Origin of the sequence: Thiomonas sp. UBA7699 (assembly GCF_002482605.1) — a bacterium.
Lineage (GTDB): Bacteria > Pseudomonadota > Gammaproteobacteria > Burkholderiales > Burkholderiaceae_C > Thiomonas > Thiomonas arsenitoxydans.
The window spans coordinates 43,272-55,014 of the sequence record NZ_DLGH01000020.1; the positions used below are offsets into that span (position 1 = coordinate 43,272).

Below are 11,743 nucleotides of genomic sequence, written 5' to 3' on the forward strand. Positions count from 1 at the left end.
CGGCAGCGATGCAGCGGCGGCGGCGCCTGCGACAGCCATGCCGGCCAGCGCCGCCTCGGTGCTGTCGAGCACGGAAATGCCGGATGTCGCATCGGCATGCTGGAAGTTGATGTGGATGCGCTGCGCCTGCTGCTCCATGTTCTCGGCGGCTTGTTCGGCCTGCTCCGGGCTTTGCACCTGCACGGTCATCAGCACGCGGGTGACTTCGGACTTCACCGAATCGAGCATCATGCCAAACAGCTCGAACGCCTCGCGCTTGTATTCCTGCTTGGGCTGCTTTTGCGCATAGCCGCGCAGGTGGATGCCCTGGCGCAAATGATCGAGCGACGACAGATGCTCGCGCCATTGCTGGTCGAGGGTCTGCAACAGCACCACGCGCTCGAACTGGGCGAAGTTGTCGCGTCCGACCAGATCGACCTTGGTGGAGTAAGCGGTGTCGGCGGCTTCGAGCACGCGCTCGAGCACGTCCTCATCGGTCATGTTCTCGTCAGACTCCAGCCACTCTTTGAGCGGCAGCTCGATCTGCCATTCATCGCGCAGCACTTTTTCGAGGCCGGGAATATCCCACTGCTCTTCCATGCTCTGCTCGGGCACATAGGCGCGCACCAGATCGGAGAAGGCGCCCTGGCGCAGTGAGGTGATCTGCTCGCTGACCTCGGTGGAGTCGAGCAGTTCATTGCGCTGCTGATAGATGATCTTGCGCTGCTCGTTGGACACGTCGTCGTATTCGAGCAGTTGCTTGCGAATGTCGAAGTTGCGCGCCTCGACCTTGCGCTGCGCGCTCTCGATCGAGCGCGTCACCATGCCGGCTTCGATGGCTTCGCCCTCGGGCATTTTCAGCCGTTCCATGATGGCCTTGACGCGGTCGCCAGCAAAAATGCGCATCAGCGCGTCATCGAGCGAGAGGTAAAAGCGGGTGGAGCCGGGGTCGCCTTGCCGCCCGGAACGACCGCGTAGCTGGTTGTCGATCCGGCGGCTTTCATGCCGCTCGGTGCCGATGATGTGCAGGCCGCCTGCGGCAATCACCTGGTCGTGCAGCGATTGCCATTCGCTCTTGAGGGTGTGCACCTTGGCGGCTTTTTCCTCGTCCGACAGATTGGGGTCGGCCTCGATGATCTCGCACTGTTTTTCCACATTGCCGCCGAGCACGATGTCGGTGCCCCGACCGGCCATATTGGTGGCGATGGTGATCATGCCCGGGCGTCCGGCCTGCGCCACGATCTCGGCTTCGCGCGCGTGTTGCTTGGCGTTGAGCACCTGATGCGGCAGCTTTTTCTGCTGCAGCAGCATCGAGAGTTTTTCGCTGCTCTCGATGGAGGTGGTGCCCACCAACACCGGCTGGCCGCGCTCGTGGCAGTCGCGGATGTCTTCGACCACGGCCAGATCGCGCTCGTGCGCGGTTTTGTACACCTTGTCCTGCGCATCCTTGCGGCGGATGGGCTTGTTGGTCGGGATGACCACGGTCTCGAGCTTGTAGATTTCCTGAAACTCGAAGGCCTCAGTATCGGCCGTGCCTGTCATGCCGCCGAGCTTGGCGTACATGCGGAAATAGTTCTGGAAAGTGATCGAGGCCAGCGTCTGGTTCTCGCTCTGGATGTCCACGCCTTCCTTAGCTTCCACCGCCTGATGCAGCCCGTCGGACCAGCGGCGGCCCGCCATGATGCGGCCGGTGAACTCATCGACGATGATGACCTCGCCGTTCTGCACCACATAATGCTGGTCGCGGTGGTAGAGGTGATTGGCGCGCAGCGCCGCATACACATGGTGCATCAGCGCGATGTTGGCCGCGTCGTACAGCGTGGTGCCCGGGGGAATCAGCCCCATTTCGGTGAGGATGGCCTCGGTCTTTTCGTGGCCCGACTCGGTGAGGAACACCTGATGCGCTTTCTCATCGACGGTGAAATCGCCGGGTTTCTCCACACCTTTGCCGGTGATCGGGTCTTCCTCGCCGATCTGACGCTCCAGCCGCGGGACGATGACGTTGATCTTCTTGTAAAGATCGGTGTTGTCGTCAGCCTGACCAGAAATGATCAGCGGCGTGCGCGCCTCGTCGATCAGAATGGAGTCGACCTCGTCGATTAGCGCATAGTTCAGCCCGCGCTGCACCCGCTCGGCCGGCTCGTACACCATGTTGTCGCGCAGGTAATCGAAACCGTACTCGTTGTTGGTGCCGTAGGTCACATCGGCAGCGTAGGCCGCCTGCTTCTCTGGCTTGGTCATATTGGGCAGGTTGATGCCCACGCTCAAACCGAGGAAGGTGTAGAGGCGGCTCATCCACTCGGCATCACGCCGGGCCAGATAGTCGTTCACCGTGACCACATGCACGCCTTTGCCCGAGAGCGCGTTGAGATAAACCGGCAACGTGCCCACCAGGGTCTTGCCCTCGCCGGTACGCATTTCGGCGATCTTGCCGTTGTGAAGCGCCATGCCGCCGATCATCTGCACATCGAAGTGCCGCATTTTCAACGCCCGCTTGCCCCCTTCGCGTACCACGGCAAAGGCCTCTGGCAGCAGATCATCGAGACTGCGGCCATTGGCCACCTGCTGGCGAAACTCGGCGGTCTTGGCCTTGAGTTCATCGTCGCTGAGTCTTTCGAATTGCGGTTCCAGGGCGTTGATGCGCTCGACCACGCGCCGGTACTGGCGCAGCAAACGTTCGTTGCGGCTACCGAACAGACTGGTGAGGAATTTGACTGGCATGGGAAGGCGGACTCCAGGCCCGCAGTCTTTGAGTATGGTTTTGAGGGAAGACCGAGGCGGCTGACACCCGCCTAGTTTTCCGAGAACATTTCATTGTATGCGTGCGTTTTGACCGTCCGCACCCTGGCACAATGGGGGTGGACTCTAGGATTTCCAGTCTGTTCCCTCTTCCCATGCCCACCCAACGTCCATCCGCCGCCGTGTCGCCTGCGCCTTTTATCCAGAAAGGCGCCGCATCGCTATCGGCCTGGGCGCGCGTTTCTCCGCCCATAGCCGCGCTGCGCGATGCGGCCACGCTTTCGCACCAGATGTGGCAATCCGCCCGTCCCTTGCTACCCCCGGCTTTGCTGGACGGCGTGCAGGCGGGGCGCTGGCAGGACGGGGTGTGGAGCCTGACCGCCAGTTCGAGCGCGGTGGCCGCCAAGCTCAGTCAGTTCAAGCCGACCCTGCTGCGGCACTTGCAGGACCGCGGCTTCGCCCTGCGCGACATGCGCATCCGGGTACAGCCACGGGCAGAGCGTGGGCCGCAAACGGCCCCGACAGCGACCCAGCCGCCCTCATGCCCGGATGCGGTCAAGGCAAGATTGCGTCAACTGCTGGAACAGGCCGACTAGGGCCTTCGAACGGTCAAAAAGCGAAGGTGGGAACGGCGCGAAAACCCGCCGGGGCGCGGGTGGCGTCTTCGAAGCTGACGATCTCGTAGCTGGATTCATCGGCAAAGAGTTCGCGCAGCAGCAGATTGTTGACCATGTGGCCGCTGCGAAAGGCGCTGTACGCGCCGATCAGCGCCTTGCCCGCTACGTACAGATCGCCGATGGCATCGAGCGTCTTGTGTTTGACGAACTCATCGTCGAAGCGCAGCCCTTCCTGATTGAGCACGCGGTATTCGTCCATGACGATGGCGTTTTCCATGCTGCCTCCCAGCGCCAGCCCATTGCTGCGCAGGGTTTCGACATCGCGCATGAAGCCGAAGGTGCGAGCGCGGGCGATGTCTTTCACGTACGAGTCGCGCCCCAGCTCAAACACCGTGGACTGCGCGGTCTGATTGACGGCGGGGTGGTCGAAATCGATGTCGAAACTCAGCTTGAAGCCGTCGAAGGGATCCAGTCGCGCCCATTTTAGGTCGCTGCCCTGCCCGAGCCGCAATTCAACGGGCTTGCGTACGCGGATGAATCTTTTCGGTGCGTTTTGCAGTGCGATGCCTGCCGATTGCAGCAAATAAACGAACGAAGACGCTGAGCCGTCGAGTATGGGGATTTCTTCCGCCGTGACGTCGATATACAGATTGTCGATCCCCAGACCGGAGCAGGCCGACAGCAAATGCTCAACGGTGTAGATCTTCACGTCGTCGCGCCCCAGCGTGGTCGCCATGCGCGTATCCACCACGGCAAACGGACTCAGCGGAATTTCGACCGGCTCGCTCAGATCGGTACGGGTGAACACGATGCCCGTATCGGGCGGGGCGGGGCGCAGGGTCAGTTCCACCCGCTCACTGCTGTGCAGGCCCACGCCGACAGCGCGGTTGACGGATTGAATGGTGCGTTGCGCCAACATGTCAATAACTTATGAGAATTCTTAATTTGATTGCCAGATGCTATGCATTCTAGGTGCCAAGCCTGAATTCTGCTGAAGACCCTGAAGGAGCACCGAGGCGCTTTCGGCCAGCGTTGCTGGCCCGCGTCGTTGACCCGCTTAGTTGACCCGCGTTGCCGTGCTCTGACAGGGAGGTGATCTGTCAGAGCGCAGCAACGCCTTTGCTCCTGCGCGGCGGCGACAAACCCATGCGGAGTCGGGTCACTCCGTCGGGGGGACGGGCTAGCTCAGCGGTACGGCCCATGCCGCCACAGTGCATCGCCGCGTCCCGTCACCGGGCGCGTTTTTCGCGGAAAGGCTCAGTCCGCCTGCTTGCGCAGGAAAGCCGGAATTTCCATTTCCTCCATACCGCTTTGCATCAGCGCGTTCACGTGCGCCGACGGTGCGCCGCGGCCACTACGCCAGATCGCCGGGCTTTGATACGGATCCGCGCCGGCCTGGCCGCCATAGCCCTGCGTGCGCAGCGGCATGTTGTCGGTGCCGGTGCGGATGATGGTGAGTTCCGGCGCGGCCTTTTCGGCCTTGCCGCACAAGCCCGTAGCCAGCACAGTGACGCGCAGCGAATCGCCCATGGTCGGGTCGTTGACCGTGCCGAAAATGATGTTGGCTTCCGGCGAGGCATAGGCGCGGATGGCGTTCATCGCCTCGCGCGTTTCGCCCAGGCGCAGCGAGTCGTCTGCGGTGATGTTCACCAGCACGCCCTTGGCGCCCGAGAGATCGACGCCGTCGAGCAGCGGGCAGACCACAGCCTGCTCGGCCGCCAGACGGGCGCGGTCGGGGCCGCTGGCCACCGCAGTGCCCATCATCGCCTTGCCCGGCTCGCCCATCACGCTCTTCACGTCCTCGAAGTCGGCGTTGATCAGGCCCGGCACATTGATGATCTCGGCAATGCCGCCAGTGGCGTTCTTCAGCACGTCGTTGGCCTTGGCGAAGGCCTCTTTCTGGCTGATGTCATCGCCGTAAACCTCCAGCAGCTTTTCATTGAGCACGACGATGAGCGAATCGACATTGGCCTCCAGCTCGGCCAGTCCTTGCTCGGCGTTGGCCATGCGCTTGGAGCCCTCGAAGTCGAACGGGCGCGTCACCACGGCCACGGTGAGGATGCCCATTTCGCGGGCGATCTTGGCGATCACCGGCGCGGCGCCCGTGCCGGTGCCGCCGCCCATGCCGGCCGTGATGAACAGCATGTGCGCGCCTTCGAGCGCATCACGAATCTGGCCACGCGCCTGATCCGCCGCCTCGCGCCCGACCACCGGCTTGCCGCCGGCGCCCAGACCCGTCTTGCCCAGTTGCAGGAACTGGTGCGCACCCGAGGTCTTGAGCGCCTGGGCATCGGTGTTGGCGCAGATGAACTCCACCCCACGCACGCCCGAGGCGATCATGTGTTCGACCGCGTTGCCGCCGCCGCCGCCAACACCGATCACCTTGATGTTGGTTCCCTGGTTGAACGCGCTGTGGGCGTCGTTCTCGATCATTTCAAAAGCCATGTCACACCTCCGTTAAAAACCGGCTGACGCACCCTACGCCCGCCGAACACACTCTGCGGGGCGGCACCCGGACCCTCCGGGCACCGCCCCGCAGAACTCAAAAATTCCCTGCAAACCACTCGCGCAAACGTCCCAGCGAGCCCTTGACTGAACTGCTCTTTTGCGCAAGGCGTGCGCCGCGCTGCCGCTGGTGCAAGGCCTCGGCCAACAGCCCCATGACCGTGGCCATGCGCGGATTGCGCACCATGTCGGCCAGCGGGCCGGTGTAGCTGGGCGCGCCTACGCGCACCGGCTTGAGAAAAATGTCTTCTGCCAGTTCGACCATGCCGGGCATCTGCGCCGAACCGCCGCAGAGCACCACGCCGGAGGACAGCACTTCCTCGAAGTGGGAATCGCGAATGACCTGCTGTGCCAGCGCGAAAATTTCTTCGGTACGCGGCTCGATCACGCTGGCGAGCACCTGCCGCGACAGCATGCGCGGCCCGCGGTCGCCCAGCCCCGGCACCTCCAGCGTCTCTTCCGGGTTAGCGAGTACCTGCTTGGCGATGCCGTGCTCGATCTTGATGTCTTCGGCGTCGCGCGTGGGCGTGCGCAGGGCCATGGCGATATCGCTGGTGACCAGCTCGCCGGCCACCGGAATGATGGCGGTATGGCGGATGGCGCCCCCGGTGTAGATGGCGATGTCGGTCACGCCGGCGCCGATGTCCACCACCGCCACGCCGAGTTCCTTCTCGTCCTCGGTGAGCACGGCGTGGCTAGACGCCAGCGGGTGCAGCACCAGTTGCTCGACCTCCAGGCCGCAGCGGCGCACGCACTTGAGCACGTTTTCCGCGGCAGTCTGCGCCCCGGTGACGATGTGCACGTTCACCTCCAGCCGCACGCCGCTCATGCCCACCGGCTCTTTCACGTCCTGGCCGTCGATGATGAACTCCTGCGGCTCGACCAGCAGCAAGCGCTGATCCGCCGGAATGTTCACCGCCTTGGCGGTTTCGATCACGCGGGTGACATCGGCCTGCGTGACTTCGCGATCCTTGATGGCCACCATGCCGTGCGAGTTCTGCCCGCGGATGTGGCTGCCGGTGATGCCGGTGATCACATGGGTGATCTTGCAATCAGCCATCAGCTCGGCTTCCTTCAAGGCCGCCTGGATGGATTGCACCGTCGCCTCGATGTCCACCACCACCCCGCGGCGCATGCCCGCGGTCGGCGCCTGGCCCATGCCGACGATCTTGAATCCCGCCGCCGGGTTGTCGCGATCGGCCAGCATTTCAGCCACCACCACCAGCACTTTGGAGGTGCCGATGTCCAGCGCCACCACCAGATCCTTGTAGTCCTTGGCCATATCAGTCTTTCCTCCCCGCGGGTTGCGGTGTCTTGTTCGATGTCTTGTTCATGCCCGGCAGATCCACACCTTGCAGATGCACGGCGAAGCCGTTGGGATAGCGCAGATCGACGCTGTCGATGGACCGCCCGTAGCGGGCTTCGAGCTGCGGCATCAGAGTCATGAATTGTTTGAGGCGGGTCTGCGTCGCCGCGCTGTCGGGCGCACTGCCCAGGTCGATGCTCAGGCCCGAGCGGGTCTGCACGCTCCAGTTGCCGCCGCTGCCTTGCGCCAGCGTGGCGACGGTCTGATGAAATTCCTGCATCAAAGGCTGCAACTTCTGGCTCATCTGCAAGACCTGCGCGCTGGTTCCCGCCGGGCCGCTGAGCTGCGGCAGACCCAGCCCCTGGACTTCGCCGAGGTTGGCGTTGAACGCCTGCCCCTGCGCGTTGACCAGTTGCGGCGCGCTGCCCGGCTCGCGCCAAATGGCCACTGGCTGCTGCGCCTGCAGCGTGACGACCAGTTGCATCGGCCACAGCCGCTGCACCACCGCGGTACGCACCCACGGCAGGCTCTCGAACACCCGCTGCGCCTGCGCAAGATTGATGGTGAGGAAATTGCCCCGCAACTGCGGCAGGGCCTCGGCCCGTACCGTCACCGGACTGATGCGCTGCAGGTCGCCCTGAAGCCGCACGGCGCGGATGTCCCACCAGTTGCGCTGCATCAGCCAGTGCCCGGCGACGAACAGGCAGCCGAGCGCCACCAGCCAGAACAGGGCACGCGAGGTGCCTTGCATCAGGCGGATGTCGAGCGGGAGCTCGCGTGGGGCGTAACTGCTCATCGGTCGCTCCTCCCGCTGCCGCCGGGCCGCCCCGAGGCGGGCTTTTCCCCCTCCCAACCTCCTCCACGGCGTGGGGGAGGAGTGTTTGCTCCCTCTCCACTTGTGGGGAGGGCCGGGGTGGGGATGGCCCTCTCGGGGGGCAGCGCAGGCGAAGCCGCAGCTTGGGGGTCAACCCCCTTATGCGGTTGGTCGAGCGCCGCCATGCTGAGGATGAGCAGGCACAGATCGGCGTATTCCAGCCCGGCCACACGCGCGGCCATGGGCACCAGTGAATGCGAGGTCATGCCGGGCGAGGTGTTGATCTCCAGCAGGAAGGGCTGGCGGTCGGTCGCGCGAATCATGACGTCGGCCCGCGCCCAGCCGCGGCAGCCCAGCGTGCGATAGCTGCGCAAGACCAGATCCTGAATGCGAGCTTCTTCGTCGGCAGGCAATTCGCTTGGGCAGATGTAGCGGGTGTCGTCGCTGAAATACTTGTGTTCGTAGTCGTAGTTGCCGCCGGGAGCGACGATGCGAATGAGCGGCAGCGCCCGCGCCTGATCGCCCGCGCCGATCACCGCGCAGGTCACTTCGTCGCCCTCGATGAACTGCTCCACCAGCACCCGGCTGTCAAAGCGTGCGGCTTCGAGATAGGCGGCTTGCACTTCGGCCTCGCTGTCGGCTCGCTTCAGACCCAGCGTGGAGCCTTCATGCGTGGCCTTGAAAATCAGCGGAAAGCCCAGCTCGGCCGCCGCCGCGCGAGCCTCGATGAGCGTGCCCACCTCGCGCCATTTGGGCGTGGACAGGTTCTCGAAATGCCACAGCCGCTTGGTCATGGCCTTGTCGATCGCCAGGGCCGAGGCCAGCACGCCCGGCCCGGTGTAGGGAATGCCGAGCAGTTCCAGCGCGCCCTGCACCGTGCCGTCTTCACCCCAGCGGCCATGCAGATTGATGAACGCGCGCTGCGCACCGAAGGACTTGAGCGCCGCCAGGTCGTCCACCGACGGATCGAAAGCAAAGGCATCGACCCCGCGCGACTGCAGCGCGGCGAGCACGCCCTTGCCCGACATCAGCGACACCTCACGCTCGGCGGAAAGCCCGCCCATGAGCACCGCGACCCGGCCCAGACCGCGCGGATCGATTTGCGGCCAGGGGGTCATTGCGCGGTCTCCTTTGCCATCGCCACCACTTGAGCGGCCACGCCGCCGATGGAACCTGCCCCCATGCAGATCAGCACGTCGCCCTCGCGCGCCATCTCCAGAATGGCCTGCGGAAGATCGGCCACGGCTTCGACGAACACCGGCTCGGTCTTGCCGGCCACGCGCACCGCACGCGCCAGGCTGCGACCGTCGGCCGCGACCAGCGGGGCTTCACCGGCGGAGTACACCTCGGCCAGCAGCACCGCGTCGGCCTCGCCGAGCACTTTCACAAAGTCTTCAAACAGATCGCGGGTGCGGGTGTAGCGATGCGGCTGAAAGGCAAGCACCAAGCGCCGCCCCGGAAAGGCGCCGCGGGCCGCCGCCAGCGTGGCCGCCATTTCGACTGGATGGTGGCCGTAATCGTCGATCAGGGTGAAGTGCCCGCCGTGGTGAGCCGCCACTTCGCCATAGCGCTGGAAGCGCCGACCCACGCCGGTGAACCCGGCTAGCGCGCGCTGGATGGCGGCGTCGTCCACATTCAGTTCGGTGGCCACGGCGATGGCGGCCAGCGCGTTCTGCACGTTGTGCCGCCCCGGCAGGTTGAGCGTGACGGCCAGCGGCGGCAGTTGCACGCCGTTACGGCGCAGCACGGTGAAGTGCATCTGCGCGCCCTCGGCCCGCACGTCGATGGCGCGCACCTGCGCGTCTTCGGCAAAGCCGTAGCTGGTGATGGGCTTGGAAACAAACGGCATGATGCCGCGCACCGCCGCATCGTCCACGCACAGTACGGCCGCGCCGTAGAACGGCAGCCGGGCGATGAAATCGACGAAGGCATGGCGCAGTCGGGCCGGGTCGTGGCCGTAGGTGTCCATGTGGTCGGCATCGATATTGGTGACCACGGCCATCACCGGCAGCAGGTTGAGGAAGGAGGCGTCGGATTCGTCGGCCTCGACCACGATGTATTCGCCCTGCCCGAGTTTCGCGTTGACCCCGGCGCTGTTGAGCCGTCCGCCGATCACGAAGGTCGGATCGAGCCCGCCCTCAGCCAGCACGCTGGCGACCAGACTGGTGGTGGTGGTCTTGCCATGCGTGCCCGCAATCGCAATGCCGCGCTTCAGGCGCATCAGCTCGGCCAGCATGACCGCGCGCGGCACCACCGGAATATGGCGCGCACGCGCCGCGAGCACCTCGGGGTTGTCGGCACGCACAGCGGTGGAAACGACCACGGCATCGGCATCCTGCACCTGAGCGGCGTCGTGCCCGATGGCCACGCGCAGGCCCAGCTCGCGCAGTCGGCGCACGGTGGCGCTCTCGCTCAGATCCGAGCCGCTGATGGCATAGCCCAGGTTGTGCAGCACTTCGGCAATGCCGCTCATGCCGGCGCCGCCGATGCCGACGAAATGAATGTTGCGAATGGCGTGTTTCATCGCCCTTGCCTTCCTGTTTGTTTGCTCGTCTCGCGTCCCGCCAGCAGGGCGTTGCAGCCCGCCACGACCGCCTGCACCGCATCCGGCCGCGCCAGGCCGCGTGCGGCCTGCGCCAGTTGCAGCAGGCGCGGGCGGTCCAGGCTTTGCAGCAGCTCGGCCAGCCCCTGCGCGCTCAGGTCGCGTTGTTGAATCAGCAGCGCCGCATCGCGGCCTGCGAGAAATTTCGCGTTCACCGTCTGGTGGTCATCGACCGCATGGGGAAACGGCACGAACAGCGCTGCCACACCGGCGCAGGCCACTTCGGTCACGGTCGAGGCACCGGCGCGGCAGATCACCAGATCGGCCTGCGCATAAGCCGCGGCCATGTCGTCGATGAAGGCCACGCAGTCGGCTTGCACCCCGGCGTCGGCATAAGCCTGTTGCAGGGTCGGCAGATGCTTGGCCCCGCTTTGATGACGCACCTGCGGGCGTTCGACTGCAGGCAAAAGCGCCAGCGCCTGCGGCACCAGCGAGTTGAGCGCCTGCGCGCCGAGACTGCCGCCGACCACGAGCACCTGCAGCGGCCCGCTGCGACCGGCGTAGCGCTGCTCGGGCGAAGGCAAAGCGCAGATCTCGGCACGCACCGGATTGCCCACCCACTGCGCACCCGGCAGCGCGTCGGGAAACGCGGTGTAGCTGCGGTCGGCCAGGCGCGCGAGCACCTTGTTGGCCAGACCGGCGACGGCGTTCTGCTCATGCACCACCAGCTTGGCCCCAGCCCACACGCTCATCAAACCACCGGGAAAGGCGATATAGCCGCCCATGCTCACCACCACGTTGGCGCCAACGCGGCGCAAGCCGCGCAAAGCCTGCCAGAAGGCGCGCAGCAGGTTGAGCGGCAGCAGCAGTTTGGTCAGCAGCCCTTTACCGCGCAGGCCACCGAAGCGCACCCAAAGCATGTCGAAGCCGTGACGCGGGGCGAGCTGCGCCTCCATGCCGGTGGGCGCGCCCATCCAGTACACCGTCCAGCCCGCAGCGCGCAGCCCTTCGGCCACGGCAATGCCGGGGAAAATGTGGCCGCCGGTGCCTCCGGCCATGATGACGGCCACCGGGGCAGCCGAGGGCGACAGGGGCAAGGCGCCGGGCCGCCCCAAGCCTTGCCCCGCCCCCCGGGGGGGGAGCGCCGCAACGCGGCGATCTCGGGGGGGGACTTCCCCGAACAAGGCGCCGGGCCGCCCCAAGCCTTGCCCCGCCCCCTGGGGGGAAAGCGCCGCAACGCG

At 65.3% G+C, this 11,743-nt stretch carries 8 protein-coding genes and 1 pseudogene; 1 reads left to right on the top strand and 8 read right to left on the bottom strand.

All coding sequences use genetic code 11. The features are described 5' to 3' along the window. Positions 1-131 precede the first annotated feature (131 nt). Positions 132-2,700, bottom strand: a pseudogene (gene secA / locus B3H47_RS08810) (preprotein translocase subunit SecA); the annotation flags it as partial. 173 nt (positions 2,701-2,873) lie between these two features. On the opposite strand from secA, the gene B3H47_RS08815 reads away from it, so the two are divergent. Continuing rightward, positions 2,874-3,314 (top strand): DciA family protein, encoded by a 441-nt coding sequence (locus tag B3H47_RS08815; protein WP_286986752.1) that lies wholly within the window; start codon positions 2,874-2,876, stop codon positions 3,312-3,314. 13 nt (positions 3,315-3,327) lie between these two features. On the opposite strand, the gene lpxC is transcribed toward B3H47_RS08815, so the two are convergent. The 7 genes from lpxC to murG all read right to left on the bottom strand — a co-directional run bounded on the left by lpxC (position 3,328) and on the right by murG (position 11,560). Then, complete coding sequence (lpxC, locus tag B3H47_RS08820) at positions 3,328-4,254, bottom strand: UDP-3-O-acyl-N-acetylglucosamine deacetylase (protein WP_286986753.1); 927 nt, start codon at positions 4,252-4,254, stop codon at positions 3,328-3,330. Positions 4,255-4,592: 338 nt separating this feature from the next. Beyond that, on the bottom strand, positions 4,593-5,780 hold the full coding sequence (gene ftsZ, locus B3H47_RS08825; RefSeq protein WP_276729040.1) for a cell division protein FtsZ: 1,188 nt from the start codon (positions 5,778-5,780) through the stop codon (positions 4,593-4,595). A gap of 97 nt (positions 5,781-5,877) precedes the next feature. Continuing rightward, a complete protein-coding gene (gene ftsA, locus B3H47_RS08830) occupies positions 5,878-7,122 on the bottom strand; it encodes a cell division protein FtsA (protein ID WP_156054172.1) in 1,245 nt (414 codons plus the stop codon). 1 nt (position 7,123) lies between these two features. After that, positions 7,124-7,942, bottom strand: coding sequence for a cell division protein FtsQ/DivIB (locus tag B3H47_RS08835; protein ID WP_286986754.1), 819 nt, complete (start codon positions 7,940-7,942; stop codon positions 7,124-7,126). Then, positions 7,939-9,078, bottom strand: coding sequence for a D-alanine--D-alanine ligase (locus B3H47_RS08840; protein ID WP_286986755.1), 1,140 nt, complete (start codon positions 9,076-9,078; stop codon positions 7,939-7,941). Before B3H47_RS08840 ends, B3H47_RS08835 begins: the two co-directional genes overlap by 4 nt. Then, on the bottom strand, positions 9,075-10,484 hold the full coding sequence (gene murC / locus B3H47_RS08845; protein ID WP_286986756.1) for a UDP-N-acetylmuramate--L-alanine ligase: 1,410 nt from the start codon (positions 10,482-10,484) through the stop codon (positions 9,075-9,077). The genes B3H47_RS08840 and murC overlap by 4 nt, the downstream gene beginning before the upstream one ends. Beyond that, positions 10,481-11,560, bottom strand: coding sequence for an undecaprenyldiphospho-muramoylpentapeptide beta-N-acetylglucosaminyltransferase (gene murG / locus B3H47_RS08850; protein WP_286986801.1), 1,080 nt, complete (start codon positions 11,558-11,560; stop codon positions 10,481-10,483). The genes murC and murG overlap by 4 nt, the downstream gene beginning before the upstream one ends. Positions 11,561-11,743 lie beyond the last annotated feature (183 nt).

What these genes read in the sequence shown, in the direction of transcription:
- B3H47_RS08815 (WP_286986752.1), top strand. Translation starts at nt 2,874, where the DNA reads ATGCCCACCCAACGTCCATCCGCCGCCGTGTCGCCTGCGCCTTTTATC.
- B3H47_RS08835 (WP_286986754.1), bottom strand. Translation starts at nt 7,942, where the DNA reads ATGAGCAGTTACGCCCCACGCGAGCTCCCGCTCGACATCCGCCTGATG.
- B3H47_RS08840 (WP_286986755.1), bottom strand. Translation starts at nt 9,078, where the DNA reads ATGACCCCCTGGCCGCAAATCGATCCGCGCGGTCTGGGCCGGGTCGCG.
- murC (WP_286986756.1), bottom strand. Translation starts at nt 10,484, where the DNA reads ATGAAACACGCCATTCGCAACATTCATTTCGTCGGCATCGGCGGCGCC.
- murG (WP_286986801.1), bottom strand. Translation starts at nt 11,560, where the DNA reads ATGGCCGGAGGCACCGGCGGCCACATTTTCCCCGGCATTGCCGTGGCC.
- ftsZ (WP_276729040.1), bottom strand. Translation starts at nt 5,780, where the DNA reads ATGGCTTTTGAAATGATCGAGAACGACGCCCACAGCGCGTTCAACCAG.
- lpxC (WP_286986753.1), bottom strand. Translation starts at nt 4,254, where the DNA reads ATGTTGGCGCAACGCACCATTCAATCCGTCAACCGCGCTGTCGGCGTG.
- ftsA (WP_156054172.1), bottom strand. Translation starts at nt 7,122, where the DNA reads ATGGCCAAGGACTACAAGGATCTGGTGGTGGCGCTGGACATCGGCACC.